We start from the raw sequence: 19464 nt of genomic DNA, 5'->3' as shown, positions 1-19464 counted from the left end.
GAATTTGTTCGTCGTCTTGCTTGTCATAGACCCTACTTCTCACGAGTTGGGGTCTCCGGTAAATCCGGGGCGGTTCAACGTGAGTAAACATCGTCCATGTCCTGTGCTTGTTGAGGGACGCAAAGCCCGAACTTAACAGCTAAAAAACGGTGCGTCTCGTAATGGCAGGTCCGAAATCCTGGAAGTCCCAACACGAAATGATGACGGCTGTCGGCTGCCCTACCTTCTGGACTTGCTTTCGGGGTCGATTTAAAAGGTGAAAAAAACCTGTGCTCGAAGGCGTCTGTATGGATATTAAGGAAAACCAAGTTTCCGCAGACGAACTCAAACAACCCCTAGCCGACGCTGGTCCGTTCGTTGCCATAGTAAATGCGACGCGGACGCCGATGGTTGTCACCAATCCCAGGCTTACGGACAACCCCATCGTTTACGCCAACGCCGTATTCATCGCGATGAGCGGATACGCTGAAAACGAAATCCTTGGCCGCAATTGTCGCTTTCTGCAGGGTAATGCGACTGACCTGGCATCCGTCGACCGCCTGAGGAATGCCATCACCGCTAACGAAGAAATCGAGGTCGATCTTCTCAACTATCGCAAAAACGGAAGCAGCTTCTGGAACAGGTTGCTTGTCTCACCCGTATTCGGAGACGGAGCTGTCACCTTCTTCGTTGCGTCTCAGCAGGATGTGACACTCGAGCTCGAAGAACTGGCAGCGATCGAGCGGCGCAAAGCCGACCTTGAGAAAGAAGTCGCGGAGCGCACCGCCGAACTGGACGCGAGCGAACAAAGTCTGCGCTTGGCCCTTGAGGCTGGAAAACTTGGCATATGGACCATCGACTTTGTCACGTGTGAGCTAACCGCCTCGGCAGAATGCAAATCCATATGTGGTCGAACACCCAACGAACCCCTTACGCTGGATGACCTACGGGAAACGATCCATCCCGAAGATCGCCTCCTGCAGATCGAGGCGATCGATCAAGCTGTGAAAGACAGATCCCTCCTTGAAGCCGAGTATCGACTGGTCACGCCTGGAGGGGAGCTTAAATGGGTTCAGATCAGGGGCCAAGCGAGTTACGCACAAGACGGCGCGCCGTTATCCATCACAGGAATCACGCAGGATATCACAGCAAGACGGCAAGCGCAGGGTCATCGTGCCCTTCTGGCTCGGGAGTTGAGCCACCGTCTGAAGAACACGCTCGCGTCGCTGCAAGCGATCGTTTCGCAGACGATCAGGCGAGCCGCCTCCCTGGACGACGCCGGAGCGACCCTGGCGGCGAGAATACATGCGATGGCCACTGCCAACGATCTTCTTGTCAATGAGGATTTCGGCAGGGCATCGCTTCGAGCCCTTGTCATGCGCACGCTCGCACCGTTCGGTGTCGAGGACCATTCGCGGTTTTCAATTGTTGGCGCAGAGGTCGAGTTGCCATCCAATCTAATGCCAGCCTATGCGCTCGTCATGCACGAACTGGCGACAAATGCCGCCAAGTACGGCGCACTGTCGAACGAGAGTGGCGTGGTCGAAATTCAGTGGTCGATCAACACGATTGCCACAGGCCGTGAACTAACAGTGAGCTGGCGCGAACGCGATGGGCCGCCCGTCGTTGCACCAGCTCGGACAAGCTTCGGGACGCAGTTGATTCAACGCCTTCTGGCGAGCGAAGCAGGCGGTAGGGCGCGAGTATCGTATGATCCTTCCGGCATGTCGTTCGTATCGAGAGTGCCGCTGGACTGAACAAAACGAGCGATAGCTGTTTAAAGCACCGGGAAATCTGCTTCGGCATATAAGACTGGATTCGGCTGGTTCCCGCTCCACGGACTTGGTGTTTAATCAATCGGCTGTCGAGAATGGATCGAACTTGAAGACGTCGCGGTGTGTCTGCGAAGGGATCAAAAGGATCCACTTGCGTGTCCAACGAAAACACACCGTACGCTCTCGTAGTCGATGATGATGGCCTCATCAGAATGCACGCGATGGATATCCTGGAAGACGCTGGCTTCAGGGTGCTGGGAGCGGCGAACGCCGAGGAGGCATTGTTGGTCCTCCAGAAACACGGCGAAGACATTCAGCTTCTGTTTACGGATGTGCAGATGCCACCGGGCGAGCTGAACGGTTTCCACCTCGCTCGGCGAAGGTTACCTGCAAAGGCGGTCAACAAGGTCATCGACGTCGTTTCGATGACTTGGTTGTGGACCTTGCTCACGTCTGATAAGCGACGAGGCCCCAGGTTGTCCTGCGCTCAAGGCATGGTCCAGCAAGGCGATATCAAGCCCGAAACCGGTCGAATGCAGAAAGAAGTCTGGTTGGTGGATCTACGTCCGGATGGCGGTAAATTTCATCTCTGAGGTAACGCAGTTCAGCGTCGATCGATTCTTCTCCAACTTCGATCCACCAAGACATGGGTCGCCCATCGCTTCCGTCGGACCAGCGATAGCCTCGCGCCTTGAGGTGGTCTTTCATGTCGTAGGGACTGTTCTCCGCAAAAACGCGAACACACGCCCTCTGGCTTGCTTCATAGAGTTCAGCGAAAGCTGTGAAAGCGGACCCTTCTACCTCACGAGACAAGACCTCCAAAAGCGCGAAACAATCATCGACAGCGCGATGACCATCGTGGAAGTAGCCCGCGTGCGCGATCAGATATCCGAGCTTGGTGCCTTCATATCCCCGCGACGACCAGTCAATCTCCGAGTTGGAGCAAGCCCAGGCCTTGCCAGAAAACAGGTGAGAAAATGCCTCGCAGAATGGCCGGTCGAAACCGGCATTGTGAGCGATCAACAGATCGGCCGGTTCAATCAGGCCCTTCAACGCAGCGATATCGATTGACTGCGCGGCTACCATATCATCTGTGATCCCGGTAAGCTTGGTGATCTCAGGCGGGATGGAAATGCTCGGCTGTTGAAGCCCACCGTAGATGCCTGTCACATCACCGATGTTTCCAGTCGCATCGAACGTGAAAGCGATCACGCCGATCTCTATTATTTCATCTTTTTGGGCATTGAGGCCCGTGGTCTCGGTATCGAGAATGATGCCCTTGAGGGGGTACTCCGGACGTGCAAATCGTGAAACCGCGCGTGGTGTCAGTTTCTGCAGAATCCGATAGCGGCCGGTGTCCGACAGATGACGGACCATCTCCTCTTCACTCATCGGGATGGCATGCTTTTCGACCTTGGCGGATTTGGAGGCATCTCGCGTGACCACTTGATCCCGCGGAGCCTGCTCCGAAAACATATCGAATTGTTCCGCCATTCGCGCTGTCGTAGCCCCCTCGCCAATTTTCTCCCTTCAAACACGGTACCACCAGCAGATCAACCTTGTTTGTTGAGGATGCGATCCAGCCACGCTAGCGAATAGCGTCAAATTCGAGCCTATGCCGCGAAAGCTCTTTGAAATTTTGGACTGACCCGTTCACCATTAAAAGGGACGTCAACTGTAGTAGGATTTGCCAATTCGGTTCGCATTACCCGCGATCACTTTGAAACTTAAAACGCCTTGGCGGAAAAACCGGAAACTGGGATCAGCAGCTTTTAGTGCGGGAGACCACTTGAAACATCACGTGCCATCTGATCCTGGCTTGATCAGCTGCGGTCGCTTCCACTGTGCGAAGTGGAACCTAGCGCCCACCCTGCCGTTTGTTGTGCTACCCCAATTAAAACTTCGAGGGCACGCTTATGGACGAGAACAAATCCGCTCCCCGCACAACAACCGATGCAGGCATACCTGTACAAAGCGATGAGCATTCACTGACAATAGGACCAAATGGCCCCATCGTCCTGAACGATCACTATCTCATTGAGCAGATGGCGAATTTCAATCGTGAGCGAATTCCCGAAAGGCAACCCCATGCCAAAGGTAGCGGCGCTTTCGGCCATTTCGAAGTGACGAACGACGTCAGAAAATTCACCAAAGCAAAATTTCTTCAACCCGGAGCAAAGGTGGAGACAGCAGTTCGCTTCTCTACCGTAGCGGGTGAGCGTGGAAGTCCCGACACCTGGAGAGACCCGCGTGGTTTTTCGGTGAAGTTCTACACAGAGGACGGTAACTTCGACATGGTCGGCAACAACACGCCGATTTTCTTCATTCGCGACCCCATGAAGTTCCAGCATTTCATCCGAAGCCAAAAGCGCCGGGCCGACAACGGACTGCGCGACCATGACATGCAGTGGGACTTTTGGACGCTGAGCCCAGAAAGTGCGCATCAGGTCACATATCTTATGGGTGATCGTGGCGTACCAAGAAACTGGCGCGAGATGAACGGCTATGGAAGCCACACATATATGCTCATAAACGATGGGGGCGACAAGTATTGGGTCAAGTGGCACTTCCACACCGATCTGGGCGACGGCAACGCGCATCTAACGCAAGACGCGGCTGACACGATGGCCGGGCAGGACGGAGATTACCACCGCCGCGACCTGTTCGATCACATTGCCAAAGGCGAATTCCCAAGTTGGACCCTAAAGTTTCAGGTGATGCCGTTTGACGATGCAAAAACATACCGGATCAATCCGTTCGATCTCACCAAGACATGGCCGCACGAAGATTACCCGCTGATGGAGGTAGGCAAGCTTACTCTCGACACGAATCCGGTGGATTGGGACACCCAGATCGAGCAGCTGGCATTCGAACCAAACAACATGGTTCCTGGCATCGGGCTCAGCCCAGACAAGATGCTTCTAGCACGCGGTTTTTCTTACGCTGACGCACACCGTGCTCGACTTGGAGTGAATTATAAGCAAATTCCCGTCAATCAGGCGAAGGCGGCGGAAGTGCATTCTTATTCCCGCGCAGGACGCGGCAGGACGGTGAATGCCCTTGATCCGGTCTATGCTCCTAATTCCTATGGTGGCCCTGGGGCACAGCCGGAAACGGGAGGAGAGGCGACTTGGTTCGCAGATGGCGAAATGGTGCGGGCAGCTTATACATTGCGAGAAGATGATGACGACTGGAGCCAGCCGGGCGCGCTCGTGCGCGAGGTAATGGACGATGCGCAACGGGAACGTTTGGTCAAAAATGTCTCGGGCCATCTCGCGGACGGGGTGAGCGAGCCAATCTTGGAACGCGCGTTCAATTACTGGCGCAATGTCGACAAAGATGTTGGTGATCGGATTGAGAAAGCAACTCGCGATTTGCTCGGAGGCACTTCGGCCGCTCCAGGGATGGCAAGCGCTGAATCAATATCAGGATATCAAGGTATTCCCCCGACATCGTCGGTTGCCAAGGGTGACATAAAAAAAGCCTGATTGGAAAAGCGAGGTGATGCCCGCAAAACTGTTTCCAACTTGATGGTCGTCAGTACCGCTTCCCACAGTATTTCCAGAGAAGCGGTACTGAAAAGTAAGCATAGCGGCGATCCGTTATTCGAAAACTACCTATTTTTCACTTGAAAATTTGCGCTGACAACAAACGTCATGATTGGCGTTCGGCGTGATGATGTTGATGTGATGGCATCTAGTGATCTGCGCACTTGTGACTATGAGCTTGGACAATATTTAAACAGTCGTGCCAATCTTGAAAGAGGCCTCGTCGTCCAATTGGATCGCCATATGAGGACAGATTTTCAACGCGGGCTATTTGCGATGTGGAACCAAAATTTTAAGCCCGCATTATTGTATGCCGCAAAATCAGGACCCCTCATGACAGATGACACCAATACCCGGCAGGACGCCAGAGACGCCGGAAATCGCCTGGTTGATGGGCACGCTGCTGAAGATCCATTCGCGGCGGCATTCAAAGCCACCCGTATGCCCATGATCATTACTGATCCGCGTCAGTCAGACAATCCTATCATCTTCTGTAACACGGCATTCTGCAGACTAACCGGCTACTCCGACGAGGAGTTGATTGGCAAGAACTGCCGCATCCTTCAGGGGCAAGATACCGATCCGGAGGCGGTGCAGGAGCTCCGCAACGCTATTGCGGCGGAGAAGGATCTCTCGATTGACATTCTCAATTACAAAAAGGACGGATCAGAGTTCTGGAATGCTCTTTTTGTCAGTCCAGTTCGCGATGTTTCGGGAACCGTGATCTATTTCTTTGCATCGCAACTCGACTTTACGAATATCAAAAGCAAGGAAGCGGAGCTCGCACGGGCACGTCATATCGCCGAGGAAGCAGTGGCGATGAGCACAGTGGATTTAACAGACGCCCTTCGCGCCAAGACGACCTTGATGCACGAGGTCGACCATAGGGTGAAAAACAATCTCCTGACTATAGCATCGATCGTGAAACTTCAGGCGCGAATGACGGAAAATGAGGTCGTGGAGCGGACACTGATGTCAGTGCTCAATCGAGTCGAAGCGCTCAGTACCGTCCAGCGTAAGCTATTGAACGACGAAGAAGTCGGCTATTTCGACGTCGCCGATTTCGCAAATACATTAATTCTAGACAAGATAAGTGCGCTCAAGCGCTCCGACATACGGCTGACGACGGATCTGCATGAGGTGGTCGTCCCGGCGACCAAGGCATCTCCGTTGGCTCTCATCATCAATGAGCTCGTCGGCGACGCCATCCGCAGAGGGCTGGGTGATGGTGGCGGCGAGATTCACCTGGAGATCAGGCGGCTTAACGGGCACTTTTTGATCCGCTTGGTTGATATCATTTTCCCAGTGGATGTTGACAAAGAAGAGGCCGAGTTCGGCCAGAAGATGCTTGAGGCGTGTCTCCTGCAACTTCGTGCAAAGATCGACCGTGAGGTTAGCGGTCGCCGCACTGACGTCAGCGTCACGCTTTCCGTGAAAGAATAAGAGGATTATCCTTGAATATCTTAATTGTCGAGGACGAAGTCCTGCTAGCTATGGAACTGGAAAGCGAAGTGGAGGACGCCGGCCATCTTGTTGTCGGGACAGCTGCTGATAGCCGGGAAGCAATCGATCTCATTGGCAGCACTTCACCTCATTTTGCGTTTGTTGATATCCAATTGCTTGATGGTCCAACGGGTATCGATGTGGGTCGTTACCTTACCGCTAGAACAATACCCTTCGTTTTCGTGTCTGGTAACCTCAAACGCATTCCCGAAGACTTCGCCGGAGCAATTGGCGCAATCGAGAAGCCTTACACGATGAACGGGTTGCAAAACGCCATGCAATTTCTCCAAAGCATCGTCGAGGGAACCCCGATGTCGCCCGTTCCGCCGCCAAGCCTTGTTCTTTCACCCGCTGTCCTCGCCTCTCTTGCCGCGTGATCAACTCCGCGTCCGCGCGGTTAAGGAAACCAAGTGAGTTCAACATCGGAGCGCATCGGCGCTGTTCAAAATTCAGGTCTACTAGATGCTCCTATCCAGTCGGAATTTCAGGACATCATCGAGGTCGTGAAGGCAGGGCTAAACTGTCCCGTGGCGCTGGTTTCTATTCTTGATAAAGATCGCCAAGTTTTCATAGCACATCTGGGATTGCCGGAAAAATGGGCCGAGGCGGCCGAAACCCCTCTGACGCATTCTTTCTGTCAACACGTCGTCCGCGACGAGCAGCCTCTGATGATTGGTGACGCGACGATCCATGATCTTGTAAGAGACAATTTGGCTATCACTGATCTCGGAGTGATCTCCTACATGGGAGTACCAGTTACAATGCCGGGCGGTCTAGTGATTGGGGCACTGGCTGCGATCGATGGCAAACCGAGGACCTGGACTAACGACGAACTTGAGCTGCTCGGACGGATCGGCAAGCTGGTCTCGAACCAGATTGCCACCTTTTTGTCCGAGCGCCGGTGGAGTTCCCTTTTTGAGCAGCTGGAAGAAGGCATCGTCATAGGCTCGGTGGTTCGGGATGCAGACGGCAAGATCATCGATTGGCGATATGAAACAGTTAACCCTGCCTGGAGCGAACTGGTATGCTACCCTGATCAAAACGTATCGGGCAGGACGATGCGTGAGATTTTTCCAAGTTTTGAGAACGAGTGGATATCCGACGTTTCTGACGTGGTAGAAAGCGGCCAGAATAAGCGGTTCACGCGAAAAGTCGGCTCGCTTGGTCGCTGGTTCGATGGATATGTGCAAGCGACCGGCAATGACAGATTTGTTATCATCTTCGTGGAGGTAACTGACCGCATGCACGCGGTCGAGGCACTTCAGGATAGCGAGACTAAGCTACGGCTCATTGTTGAAGGCGCGAAAGACTATATAATCCTGACATTAGATGATGAACAACGGATCAGCAGTTGGTTTGGTGGTGCGCAGGAAACCTTCGGTTGGTCGGAAGCCGAGATGCTCGGGCGGCCTTTCGCAGAGATCTTCACTACCGAAGATCGCGCAGCAAACATCCCTGCAGCAGAACTGCGTAAGGCCGCAGTTGAAGGCGTGGCAGTAGATCGGCGATGGCACCAAGGCGCTGACGGATCGATGGTTTTCCTTGATGGAACAGTCCGACCGTTTTCAAACCGTGGTGCTTCACCGATGTCGGGGTTCATCAAAGTGGCACGGAATGCAACCTCGCAAAAACTCGCCGAAGACCGGCAAATGGCATTTCTCGAGCTCGGAGATAAAATACGCGAACTCGACGACGTTGCCCATGTTGCATTTGTGGCGGCCGAACTTATGGCGCGCAACCTGACGGGCGCTACGAGAGCAGGCTACGGCGTCGTAGACCCAATTGCCGAAACCGTGGAGATGCTGCCAGATTGGTGTGCGCATGGTGTATCTACCGTTACAGGTCTGCACCAATTCCGGGACTATGGGTCGTACATCGAGAACCTCAAGCGCGGCGAAATGGTCATTATTCCGGACGTTGCAAAAGACCCTCGGACATCGGCGTCAGCGGAGCTGTTTCATTCGATCGGGATCTCAGTACTCGTAAATGTCCCAATTATCGAGCGCGGCGCGTTTGTTGGAGTTATGTTCGTTCATTATGATAAGCCCCATGACTTCACAATGGACGAGCGCGATTTTGTGCGCACCATTGCTGATCGGACGCGAGAGGCGATTTCTCGAATCCGCGCAGAGCAAGAACAACAAGTTCTAAACCACGAAATCAGTCATCGCTTGAAGAACACGATGGCGATGGTTCAGGCAATTGCGACCCAAACTCTGCGGCCCGTTACTGATCGAGGACCGGTCGATGCTTTTACCAACCGTCTCCATGCTCTGTCCAAGGCACACGAGGTGTTACTAGGCCAAGACTGGTCGTCGGCGCGTATGGTGGCAGTTATTGATTCCGTTCTCAGTCAGCTGTCTTTGCCCGAACGGTATTCCATATCAGGTCCAGACTTGGAGCTTGGACCGCGCTCTGCGCTATCCTTGGCCCTTCTGATGCACGAACTTGGCACCAACGCTTTGAAGTATGGAGCTTGGTCTAACGAGTCTGGCGCTGTCACCGTCAGTTGGAAAACTGAAGAAGCAAATGGAGAGTCTGCGCTACTTCTTCGTTGGAACGAGAGTAAAGGGCCCCCTGTGGCTGCACCGTCCGGAAAAGGGTTTGGATCGAAACTGATACGTCTCGGCTTGATGGGAACAGGTGGGGTCGAGGTGGATTACAGTCCGGATGGATTGCGCGTGACGATGCAGGCACTGGTTTCGCAGTTGAGGCAATCTTGAAAATGGCTAACGTTCAAAGAAACGTCGGGATTATTCTGGTGGTGGAAGACGAGCCGCTGTTGCGTTTGGCTGCTGTCGATCTGGTAGAAGCAGCAGGATATGAAGCGGTTGCTGCGGCAGATGCGACAGAGGCTGTGGCCATTTTGGAGGTACGGACTGACATCCGTGTCGTGTTCACCGATGTGGATATGCCGCGCGGCGTCGATGGTATGCGCCTTGCGGCTATTATTCGTGACAGATGGCCGCCGATCAAGGTGATCGTGGTTTCAGGACACATCGTGGATCCTGCAGATCAAATCCCAGCCGAAACTGTATTTTTTGCGAAGCCTTACCGGGAAGAGGCTATTGTCGAGACGATACGGCAGATGCTTGGATAGGTCCAGTGCACCTGCGTTGGGGATGCGGACGAATACCTGGAAACCATCAAAAGCTCGCTGGCAAACATTCCCTATGCTCATAGTCATAGAAAAACGCGCATCATGCCGAGCGCGGTGCGGTGTTGTCGACGATTAAAGATCCCCGATTTGCCCAATACGACGATCGCCAAGGCGGTCGAACGCTACGCGGCCCAACCGATTTTATCGGCTGGCAATCGTGTCCGGATAAAAATGACTGATAGTGTACCGTCAAGGGCAGCATCGCTGATCGAATTGTTGTGTCCGACAGGGCACAAACCTCCTCAGCCGCCCGCCTTTCGCAGACCTTAGAGTGAAGAGGCGCGGCTGACGGCGGTAAGCAAATCCGGCCTAGTTGGCACAGAACCGGAACTCGCTTTTGATCGTCTGGTTCGCTTGGCTGACCACGCAACCAGTGCTCCGAGTTGCTAGCTTTTTCTTCTATAAACAAACTATATTGGCGTAAAACCACGTGCCGTTAAAAGTGTGATAGCAATGCACTCGCCTTGAATTGACTCGAACCATAGACACCTTCCGGAGAACCGGAAACGTGCAACATATCGGCAGAATTCAGAGACCCGCGTGCCTGCCTCGTGTTCCCTCATTATGCCGTTAATCTGTTGGACCGTGAAACGGTTGCGCTTAGTTATCTGATGCTCCCAATGCGCACGAACTTATTTCGAAATGAATTAGTCCTGCGGGGCAAGGTCAAAAGGCGCGGCTCTGCCTTGAAGTGCGACGTCTGCCCGCGTCACCCTTGTTCGCGAATGTGAACTCAGACTGCTGTCCTTCTCTCAATTGTCGTTATGTCCGCTGACCTATTCGAGCCGCTGGCCGCCATCCGCATTGAACAGATGGATGGCCGCAGCGTCTGGCATCACGGTGATGACGGAACCCGGAGACAGCGCGACACGCTCGCGAAACACGCCGATGACCTGAGTGTTGCCAAGCCTCATCGTGACCTGCGTCTCGGCGCCCATGGGCTCGACAAGCAATACCTCGGCCGGGACTCCCGCCGGATCCAGCTGGAGATGTTCGGGCCGGATGCCGAAGATTACCGGGCGGCCGACGTGGCTTTGGGCCGAATCCGGCAATGGCAGGGTAGCACCGGCCGTGGCGAAGCCATGCGAGGTTATCGTTCCTTCGAGGAAATTCATTGAAGGCGAGCCGATGAAGCCGGCAACGAAACGGTTGGCGGGGCGATCGTAGAGATTGAGCGGTGCGCCGATCTGCTCCACCCTTCCGCCGTTCAGAACGACGATCCGGTCGGCCATGGTCATCGCCTCGACCTGGTCGTGGGTCACGTAGACGGTCGTGGTCTTCAGCTTCTGGTGTAGCGACTTGATCTCGCCGCGCATGACCACGCGCAGTTTGGCGTCGAGATTCGACAGCGGCTCATCGAAGAGAAAGACCTGCGGATTGCGAACGATCGCCCTCCCCATCGCCACACGCTGGCGCTGTCCGCCGGACAGTTGGCGCGGGTAGCGGTCTAGCAGGGCTTCGAGGCCGAGAATTCCTGCCGCCCAGTTCACCCGCTCCGTGATCTCGGCCTTGCTCCCGCCGCGATGCTCCAGCGAAAAGCCCATATTGGTGGCCACCGTCATGTGCGGATAGAGCGCGTAGCTCTGGAACACCATCGCTATATCGCGATCCTTCGGATCGAGATCGTTGACGATGCGACCGCCGATATCGAGCGTGCCGCCGGTGATGGTTTCGAGCCCAGCGATCATCCGCAGCAGGGTGGACTTGCCGCAGCCGGACGGACCGACCAGCACAACGAACTCTCCGTCGTTGATGCCGAGATCGACACCATGGATGACGTTGACGGAGCCATAGCTCTTGCGGATATCGGAAAGAGTGACCTGAGCCATAATGGGATCCCGTTGTTTAGCCCTTCAGGCCGGTGTGCGCCAGTCCTTCGACGAACTGCTTCTGAGCGATAATGAAGACGATGAGGACGGGCAGCGCTGTCAGCGTGGCAGCGGCGAGTTGGATGTTCCACATCGGCCCCCCATATGCATCGGTGTATTGCGTCAGTGCCTGCGGCAGCGTGAACTTGTCGGCACTAGACAGGAACACAATCGGTTCCAGAAACAGGTTCCACGAGTGCAGGAAGGTGAAAATCGCGACCGAGGCGAGCGCCGGCTTTGCCAGCGGCAGCGCGATCTTGCGGAAGATCTTGAAACGGCCGAGACCATCGACGCGGGCTGCCTCCTCCAGTTCGGTCGGCAGCGTCACGAAGAACTGCCGCATCACGAAGGTGGCGAACACGCTCGGTGCGCCGAAGATCGGCACCAGGATCAGCGGCCAATGGGTGTTGACCATGCCGGCCTTCAGGAACATTTGGAAGAGTGGCACAATTGTCACCTCCGAAGGGATCAGGAGGCCGAGCAGGACGATCATGAAGATCGTATCTGCGTAGGGAAATCTGATCCGCGCGAAGGCGTAGCCGGCCATCGACGACACAACCATCGTACCGATGGTGACGACAGCGGCGATATAGGCCGAATTCCAGTACTGCTGGACGAAAGGCTGCAGTTCAAAGACTTTCGAGTATGTCGTCCAGTCGTAGTTCTGCGGGATCAACTGCGGCGGAAAGGCAAAAATGTCGCTGATCGGCTTGATCGACGAGGTGACCATCCACCAGGTCGGAAAGACGAACGGAATAAGCAGAACGCACATCAGGCCGTATAGCGCCACCCGCATGCGCGCCGAAAGGTCAGTTTTCATAGAACACGATCCTCTTGCGCATCTGCCACTGGGCGAAGGTCAGGACGGCGACGATGACGAAAAGCAGGATGGAGAGCGTCGCGCCGTAGCCGAAATAGTGGAACTGGAAGGCCTGCTGGTAGAGGTAATAGACCAGCACAGTGGTCGAGAGGCCGGGGCCGCCCTGGGTCAGGACCGCGATCTGCGCGAACACCTGCAGCGAACCGACGATGGTGATGATCGAGGTCAGGAGGATGGTCGGGCTGATCAGCGGCAGGGTGATCCGCCGGAACTGCTTGAACGCAGGCGCACCATCGATGCGGGCCGCTTCGTACAGCTCCTTCGGCACGCCCTGCAGGGCTGCGAGAAACAGGATCATGTTGAGCCCGACATTCTTGAACACCTGCACGACGATGACCGAGATCATCGAGGTCACCTCCTCGCGCAGCCAGTTCGGGCCCTCGATGCCGACCATCAGCAGCATGCCGTTGATGCCGCCGTTCTTTTGCAGGAGGAAACTCCAGACGATCGTCCAGGCGACCAGCGAGACCACGACCGGCGAGAAGAACAGCGTGCGGAAGACGGCGATGCCGGCGAGCTTCTGGTTGAGCAGGACGGCGAGCAGCAGCGCCAGCGACATGTTGAGCACGACGAGACCGACCGAGAAAATGGCCGTGGCACCAAGCACCTCGAGCAGGTTGGTATCTTCAAGCACCATCCGGTAGTTCTGGCTGCCGGTGAAGGTGAACGTGTTGGCGAGCACGTTCCACTCATGCAGCGAATACCAGAACACCAGGCCGAGTGGCACCAGCACGAAGGTGATGATGCCGATCAGTTGCGGCGCGATGAACAGGAAGCCGGCGAGGCTGTCGCGCCGCGCGATCGTCCAGAACGGCGGCGGTGCGCCGGTCTTGGACGTTTTGTGATGATGCTGCGCGACAGCCATGGCGATCTCCTCAGCGCTTCAAGAGCGGGCCGATCTGGCCGCAGATTTTCTGCAGCGTGCCGGGAACGTCCGCTTCCGGGCGCCAGACGGCATCGAGGTTTGAGCGCACCATCTGCTGAATCTGGGCAAAGCCGCTATGACCGGGCATGACCTTGCCGGTGGCGATGCCGTTGATCACGACCTTTTCGATCTGCTCTTGGCTGAGCAGCGGATTTGTCTTCTTCAGCACCTCGGCATTCAGCAGCGACTTGCGCGCCGACGGAAAGAACTGGCTGAGTTTCGCCGAGTTTTCCGCGTTGGTCATGTAGGCAACGAACTCCGCCGCCGTCTTGGCGTTCTTGCCTGACTGCATGACGCCGATGCCGGCCTGGCCGATCAGCGCATACTCCCCGGCCGGGCCCTTCGGCAGCGGCACGAGATCCCAGGAGAACGGCTTGTCCTTGGGCAGCAAAGAAGCGCGGCTGATCTGCGTGATGGTCATCGCCGCATTGCCGGCGAAGAAGTCGACGGTCTCTCCGGGGCCGGGCATCGCCTTCTTCGTGAAGATGGCGTCGTGAATGACGGACAGGGCGTCCGCCATCGGCTTGTCGGCCATGCTGCAGGTCTTGCCGTCCTCGCTCCAGGGCAACGCGCCCCAGCCATTCCAGACCGACGTCAGGTACTGCCAGTTCTGGTAGTTGAAATCGCGCACGACCAGGCCGCCCTTGCCGGATTTGCCGACGGTCGAGGCCGTGGCGATGGCGTTATCCCAGGTCCATTCGCCGCTTGCGATCATCTCGGCCGGGGTCTTGGCACCGGCGGCCTTGATGACGTCGTTGTTGACGAACATCGCAAATGGCGAAGTGGAGAAGGGATAGGCATAGAGCGCGCCATCCTGCGTCCAGCGTTCGGTCGCACCGGCGCTGACTTCCTCGAGATTATAGCCTTTGGCCGCCTTCAGCGTGTCGGTCAGCGGATAGAGCGCTCCGGACTTGACGAAGTCGTAAGCCGAAGTCTCAAAGATCCAGGCCATGTCGGGGGCGTTGCCACCGGCAATCTGGGTAGTCAGAGCCGTCGTGTAGGTATCGAACGGCAGCGACTCGTAGGCCACCGTGACGTTCGGGTGCTCTTTCTTGAAGCCGCCGGCGATCTCGTTGAACAGCTTCAGATGTGCTTCGTTGGCACTCCAGATGGTCATCCGCAGGTTCACGGCGTCCTGAGCCTGGGAAATGCCGCCCAGTCCCAGAAGGCCGAGCGCGAAGGCAGTCGATTTCAACGTCAGGTGATAGGGCATTCCCAGTCCTCCTCCAAAGATGGGTTCGAGCTACAGATGGTAGTGTGGCTTAATAGGCCGCGACCTCGGGCCAGCGGATCTCGATCCCCTCGCGGGTCAGTGCTGCCTGGAAATCGTGAAGGTGCTTGTCGTCGGCCTGCACCTGATGAGGCGTCAGGCCCTTTTCGAGACTGAAGGCGGCGAGCATTCCTGCAACCTCGCCGATATTCCATTCGACCGGATGAAGGCGGTAGCAACCGTTAGTGATATGGGTCGTGCCGATGTTTTTGCCGGCCGGGATTAGGTTTTTCATCCGTTGCGGCAGAAGTGCGCCGAGCGGGATTTCGAACGGGCAGGACGGCACGTCGACATAGTTGTCGCCACCAGTCGAGGGGTGCAGGTCGATCCGGTACATGCCTATGCCGATGCTGTCGCGGTAACGCACCGCACCCTTTTCGCCGCGCACCGTGAAGGACAGATCCTGCTCGACGATGCGGGTGACCGGCTTGATGCGCCGGCTCTCACGCACATACGGCGCCATGGCAAGGCCGTGCTGGGTGCCGGTGATGTCGCCACGCAGCCGCAGGCCACGATAACCCTGTCCGCCATCGAGGCGCGGCGCTTCCGTCTGCAGCCAGTAGAAGACCGAATAGGACAGGTCGGCGGCCGACTTCAGGTGTCGTGCCTTTTCCGCTTTGGAAACGTCGATGATGGTGCCGTCCATGTAGTCGATCATTGGCCAGTTCACGAGGCAGATGTCGGACTTGTAGAATCCGGGTGAAAAATTCTTGCGGGCAGCGATGCGCCGGAAGATCCAGAGATTCTCGTCACCGCCACCCTTGCGCTGGTCGGCATCGACGAGAAGCGGATCATCATCGGGGTTGGGCGTGAAGGAGCGGGTCGTGTGCTCCAGCGTGCGCGGATGTGGGGCGGTTAGACCCAGCATCGGGCCACCCCAGAAATGCGGCTGATACTGTTTCCAGTAGTCGTAGTTTTCCGGCTTGTCGATCGTCCGGTCGCCGTCGACATGGTCGATGGCAAAGCAGATCGACACGGCTTGGACATTGTCCGGCTGCGCCTGCGCCCCCGCGCTCGGCTCGCCGGTATCCGATTGTGCCTCGAACCCCTTGGCATATTCGGCACCGGTCATCGGCAAGAGATCGCCAAGCTCGGTGGCATCGAGGATGTAGTCGGCGGAAATCACGATCTCGGCGCCGCTGTCGCGGTGACGGACGGTAATCGAACGGACGGTATCGCCGTCAACGTCGGCTGCCACAGGCCGATAGGGTTGCAGCACCTTCAGGCGGTCAGCGCCGCGATAAGATGCGAGCATGCTTTCCATGACAGCAAGGCTGACGCGCGGCTCGGCACAGATGCGGCTGACCCAGCCGGCACCGGGATTGAGGTCGCCCCAGGCGCGGGCACCTTCGGTGAGCGGATAGTGATCGCGGTAATACTGACGTACGCCCTGACGCAGCTTGCGATAAGAGCGGGTGATGCCGAATTGCTCGACCCATGTATGCTCGTCGGACGGCACGGCCTGACTGGTGAGCTGACCGCCGATCCAGTCATATTCCTCCGTCATGATGACGCGTTTGCCGGCGCGCGCAGCACCGAGTGCTGCCGCAACCCCACCAAGACCGCCACCCACGACAAGAATATCTGCTCGCATCTCTTTCACGTTATACCATCCGTTTTTTGTGCTGGATCTGAAGGACAGGGTCCCAGTGTCTCTCCCTCGACGGGCTCGCAGGGAAGAAGGATCTGAGTGCCGATGCCGCCTGTCTCGATGCGGGTCACCAGCATAGCGGTCGCCTGTCGGCCCATCTCCTCACGGGGAATCTCGTAGGAGGTGAAGCGCACCGCGCTGCGTCCAGCGCGGATGTGACTGCCGAGCACGATCATCGACAGTTCGCGAGGCACCGAAATCCCACGCTCGCGCGCCAAAATCTCGACCCGTACAGCGTCCGCCAGTTCTATGAAGAAGGCAGCCGTTGCGCCCGAGAAGAGGATCGCATCGAGGATCTCGTCGGCGGGACGATTGACGCTGGCGACATGCAACGCCTGTTGCGCACCGGTGGCCGACAGCGCCACCTGGTATCCGAGCCAGCGGTCGGCAACGGATTCCGCCGGGCCCTGCGGCCCGACATAGGCCAGTTTCGAATGGCCGAGCGAGCAGGCCTTCTCGACCAGCGCGCGGGTGCCGGACGCATAGTCGCCGCCGACGTAAGGAACGGGTCCGCCAGCGTCCTCACGTCGGCCAATCGCCACGAACGGGTAATCCTCGGCCACCAGTCGGGCAAGTTCTGCGCGATCGAATTCGCGCCCGAGCACAAGGCAACCGTCCGCAATGCGCAGCCGGTTGCCTTCGGAAAAGATCTTGCGGTTATTGCCGACGCCGGCGCTGGTCAAAAGCAGCAGGTCGTAGTTCTGCTGCTGCGCCTCTTCCTCGATGCCGAGCAGGAAGGGCGTGAAGAAGTCGGCCTGGGCGCTCGGAAAAGCCGGTTCGTAAGTGAAAACGCCGAGGATCCGGTTGAGACCCTTGGCCATGCGACGGGCGATCGGATCTGCGACATAGCCGGTCGTGCGGATGACCGTCTGCACACGCTCCCGGGTTTCCGCCGGAATGCGGGCGATCGCCGTCGGCGCACCATTCAACACGAGCGAAACGGTGGCCTGGCTGACGCCGGCGAGCTTCGCGATATCGTTCTGGGTCAGACGCTTGGTTGCTGCCACGGTCCCGTTTCCAAAAGGCAATAGTTTGCTAATGCGTATTAGCTGGTAATGCGCATTAGCAGTTCACAGGCCCTTAGTGTCAAGCAAAAAATCAATGACGCAACCAAGCACAGCACCGAGCAACCGCGACTTGGGGTGAAAGGGTGGCTTGAAATTCGATAGAGATGCGCTCAAAAGACGCCGGCTTTGCATTGTGGCGGTTCTCGCCCCCCTATCACGCTAGCCGATCACGCGCAGATGCGCATTTTCGAAAGCGTAGCCGTCATCTCGTGAGGACGGCGTGAGAGCTCCTGAAATCCGAGCTCATGGTAGCAAGCTATTACCTGTTGATCGTCGGTGAAAACCTCCAACTCGCGCTCTTGAGCGGGATCGAACCTTCAACCCAATACTAATTTGGCCCCTCATCGGAAATACAGTTACTGCTACGAAAACCGAATTTCTGATTATCGGATCAAGCGTGGATATTTTAGCCAAGTCTGGTGATTTCAAACTATTCGTTTTCTTTCGAGATTGCCGCCATCCCCTTGAAATTGCCTCAGCGCATTCTCCACGGAGTGAGCTCTACCCAGAGAGGCCAAGGCAGTATACAAACCGTCGTCAGCCCTCCCCGCCCAGTTTAAGCAATCAATAAATTTCGACTTCCGCTGCGTCTCTGCAATAGGGTCTGCTAATGAACCTCTGGCATGGAGACGCTCTCTCCACAGCGCTCGACCATCCACCAATGTGACGGTCACCTGATGAGCGATTCGGTCAACACCCCGCTCCTTTTCAGCGCTGTAGGCGCTCATAGTTACCTTCGACATATGACGCCGGATATCCGATCTGAAAATTGCCTCGCGCGTGAAGTCCGCGAGAGAAAGCCTGCCCTGATTCAGTGCGGCTGCGAGACAATACGGCATTGAGAACCGCGCCTGCATCTCATCGGCTGGATCGGGATAGGCCAGATTGTCAACGGCAGACCGCCCCACTTTCGTTTCTATGCGTTGCACGTCATCAAGCGAGAATCCATGCTCCATCTGCAAATCAAGCGCAGCATCAATGACCCGATGTGTGGAAGCACAACACGGGTGAAGTTTCGTTACCAACCCACGGGTTTCAATGATGTGGGATTCGTCCAGGCAAAGCGCATCCCATCCAGTTGCCTCAGCACCTCCAAACAAATCCAGAAAGCCTTGGACTCGCTCTAGAATATCCAGTCGTCCAGTCATTCCCGCCTGTGCAAGACATGTTGCCTCAACCGCGTTACGCGCGGCAATACCCGCGTGAAGCGGTTTTACGGATGTTCCGAACTGACCTTTAGGACCTGAAGCAAGGCTGACCGCGATACTCATCGCCTGTGCGACATGCGCGTCGTCAAGACCAAGAAGCACGGCGACACCTGCTGCTGCACCAATGCAGCCAACGGTAGATGTGCCGTGCCAGCCCCTGTTGTAATGGGACGGGTTAACGCCGAACCCAACCGCGGCCTGCGCTTCGAGACCAGCGAGATAGGCACGGATGAGCTGATTACCAGAGATAGCGCTGTTCGCAGAAGCGATGGCCAGCAAGGCAGGCACGAGAACGGCGGACGCATGGGCGCGTGCCGGGTGGAAATTGTCGTCGAAATCCAGACAATGGGCAGCGGTCCCATTGATCAAGGCTGTGATAGAAGGTGATGCCCTTCCACCGGTGAATAAAGCTGAAGCACCGTTTGAACCAATGTCTTTGGAAAATGCTGCCACGACAGAGCGAGGTGCCGGATCGGTTACTCCGGCGATCATGCAGCCGATCGTATCCACGATAGCTTGTTGTGCAAGCGTGCAGGCATGTTCAGAGAAACGCTTTCTTGAAACCACATGCGTTGCGATTTTTTCCAACACTGTTGCCATTGCCTAGTGTCCCTGCCAAGTCTCTACTCT

General features: G+C 56.5%; 15 protein-coding genes and 1 pseudogene. 7 read left to right on the top strand and 9 right to left on the bottom strand.

The genetic code is table 11. The features are described from left to right. The first annotated feature begins 287 nt into the window (after positions 1-287). Together ABUK73_RS18740 and ABUK73_RS18735 are read left to right on the top strand one after the other, a co-directional pair. Entirely contained in the window at positions 288-1736 is a 1449-nt protein-coding gene (locus tag ABUK73_RS18740) for a PAS domain-containing protein (protein ID WP_353578607.1), read from the top strand. Positions 1737-1909: 173 nt separating this feature from the next. Beyond that, positions 1910-2347, top strand: coding sequence for a response regulator (locus ABUK73_RS18735; RefSeq protein WP_353578606.1), 438 nt, complete (start codon positions 1910-1912; stop codon positions 2345-2347). Here ABUK73_RS18735 and ABUK73_RS18730 read toward each other — a convergent pair. After that, positions 2268-3248: a 3'-5' exonuclease gene (locus ABUK73_RS18730; RefSeq protein WP_353578605.1), complete on the bottom strand. Its 981-nt coding sequence runs from the start codon at positions 3246-3248 to the stop codon at positions 2268-2270. The two genes, ABUK73_RS18735 and ABUK73_RS18730, sit on opposite strands and share 80 nt — an antisense overlap. A gap of 422 nt (positions 3249-3670) precedes the next feature. Here ABUK73_RS18730 and ABUK73_RS18725 point away from each other — a divergent pair, with 422 nt between their 5' ends. From ABUK73_RS18725 to ABUK73_RS18705, 5 genes are all read left to right on the top strand, one after another. After that, the gene (locus ABUK73_RS18725) at positions 3671-5242 is read left to right on the top strand and encodes a catalase (RefSeq protein WP_353578604.1); all 1572 of its coding nucleotides are present in this window, start codon (positions 3671-3673) and stop codon (positions 5240-5242) included. Positions 5243-5635: 393 nt separating this feature from the next. Next, on the top strand, positions 5636-6745 hold the full coding sequence (locus ABUK73_RS18720) for a PAS domain-containing protein (RefSeq protein ID WP_113089564.1): 1110 nt from the start codon (positions 5636-5638) through the stop codon (positions 6743-6745). Between the two features lie 11 nt (positions 6746-6756). Further along, positions 6757-7182 carry a response regulator gene (locus ABUK73_RS18715; RefSeq protein ID WP_113089546.1) on the top strand — a complete coding sequence of 142 codons (426 nt, stop codon included), beginning with the start codon at positions 6757-6759 and terminating at the stop codon, positions 7180-7182. A gap of 33 nt (positions 7183-7215) precedes the next feature. Continuing rightward, a complete protein-coding gene (locus ABUK73_RS18710; protein ID WP_353578603.1) occupies positions 7216-9528 on the top strand; it encodes a GAF domain-containing protein in 2313 nt (770 codons plus the stop codon). A 2-nt stretch (positions 9529-9530) separates the two neighbouring features. Beyond that, complete coding sequence (locus ABUK73_RS18705) at positions 9531-9905, top strand: response regulator (RefSeq protein ID WP_113089548.1); 375 nt, start codon at positions 9531-9533, stop codon at positions 9903-9905. A 578-nt stretch (positions 9906-10483) separates the two neighbouring features. Here ABUK73_RS18705 and ABUK73_RS18700 read toward each other — a convergent pair. The 8 genes and pseudogenes from ABUK73_RS18700 to ABUK73_RS18665 all read right to left on the bottom strand — a co-directional run. Continuing rightward, positions 10484-10573: pseudogene (locus ABUK73_RS18700) on the bottom strand (transposase); the annotation flags it as partial. 168 nt (positions 10574-10741) lie between these two features. Then, positions 10742-11794 (bottom strand): ABC transporter ATP-binding protein, encoded by a 1053-nt coding sequence (locus tag ABUK73_RS18695; RefSeq protein WP_353578602.1) that lies wholly within the window; start codon positions 11792-11794, stop codon positions 10742-10744. A gap of 16 nt (positions 11795-11810) precedes the next feature. Beyond that, positions 11811-12653, bottom strand: coding sequence for a carbohydrate ABC transporter permease (locus ABUK73_RS18690; protein ID WP_113089550.1), 843 nt, complete (start codon positions 12651-12653; stop codon positions 11811-11813). Further along, a complete protein-coding gene (locus ABUK73_RS18685) occupies positions 12643-13578 on the bottom strand; it encodes a carbohydrate ABC transporter permease (RefSeq protein WP_113089551.1) in 936 nt (311 codons plus the stop codon). Before ABUK73_RS18685 ends, ABUK73_RS18690 begins: the two co-directional genes overlap by 11 nt. 10 nt (positions 13579-13588) lie before the next feature. Beyond that, the gene (locus ABUK73_RS18680) at positions 13589-14851 is read right to left on the bottom strand and encodes an ABC transporter substrate-binding protein (protein WP_353578601.1); all 1263 of its coding nucleotides are present in this window, start codon (positions 14849-14851) and stop codon (positions 13589-13591) included. Between the two features lie 49 nt (positions 14852-14900). Continuing rightward, complete coding sequence (locus ABUK73_RS18675; protein WP_353578617.1) at positions 14901-16502, bottom strand: FAD-dependent oxidoreductase; 1602 nt, start codon at positions 16500-16502, stop codon at positions 14901-14903. 5 nt (positions 16503-16507) lie between these two features. Further along, on the bottom strand, positions 16508-17566 hold the full coding sequence (locus tag ABUK73_RS18670; protein ID WP_353578600.1) for a LacI family DNA-binding transcriptional regulator: 1059 nt from the start codon (positions 17564-17566) through the stop codon (positions 16508-16510). Between the two features lie 485 nt (positions 17567-18051). Then, on the bottom strand, positions 18052-19434 hold the full coding sequence (locus ABUK73_RS18665) for an MmgE/PrpD family protein (RefSeq protein WP_353578599.1): 1383 nt from the start codon (positions 19432-19434) through the stop codon (positions 18052-18054). Between the last annotated feature and the right edge of the window lie 30 nt (positions 19435-19464).

It is taken from the genome of Agrobacterium vacciniicorymbosi (assembly GCF_040427045.1).
In the GTDB taxonomy this organism is placed as follows: Bacteria; Pseudomonadota; Alphaproteobacteria; order Rhizobiales; family Rhizobiaceae; genus Agrobacterium.
The sequence above is the reverse complement of the archived record's forward strand: the minus strand, read 5'-3'. Positions and strand labels throughout refer to the sequence as shown.

Coding starts and splice junctions, on each gene's coding strand:
- ABUK73_RS18740 (WP_353578607.1), top strand. CDS start 288: ATGGATATTAAGGAAAACCAAGTTTCCGCAGACGAACTCAAACAACCC.
- ABUK73_RS18690 (WP_113089550.1), bottom strand. CDS start 12,653: ATGAAAACTGACCTTTCGGCGCGCATGCGGGTGGCGCTATACGGCCTG.
- ABUK73_RS18675 (WP_353578617.1), bottom strand. CDS start 16,502: ATGCGAGCAGATATTCTTGTCGTGGGTGGCGGTCTTGGTGGGGTTGCG.
- ABUK73_RS18685 (WP_113089551.1), bottom strand. CDS start 13,578: ATGGCTGTCGCGCAGCATCATCACAAAACGTCCAAGACCGGCGCACCG.
- ABUK73_RS18705 (WP_113089548.1), top strand. CDS start 9,531: ATGGCTAACGTTCAAAGAAACGTCGGGATTATTCTGGTGGTGGAAGAC.
- ABUK73_RS18680 (WP_353578601.1), bottom strand. CDS start 14,851: ATGCCCTATCACCTGACGTTGAAATCGACTGCCTTCGCGCTCGGCCTT.
- ABUK73_RS18725 (WP_353578604.1), top strand. CDS start 3,671: ATGGACGAGAACAAATCCGCTCCCCGCACAACAACCGATGCAGGCATA.
- ABUK73_RS18695 (WP_353578602.1), bottom strand. CDS start 11,794: ATGGCTCAGGTCACTCTTTCCGATATCCGCAAGAGCTATGGCTCCGTC.
- ABUK73_RS18720 (WP_113089564.1), top strand. CDS start 5,636: ATGACAGATGACACCAATACCCGGCAGGACGCCAGAGACGCCGGAAAT.
- ABUK73_RS18730 (WP_353578605.1), bottom strand. CDS start 3,248: ATGGCGGAACAATTCGATATGTTTTCGGAGCAGGCTCCGCGGGATCAA.
- ABUK73_RS18665 (WP_353578599.1), bottom strand. CDS start 19,434: ATGGCAACAGTGTTGGAAAAAATCGCAACGCATGTGGTTTCAAGAAAG.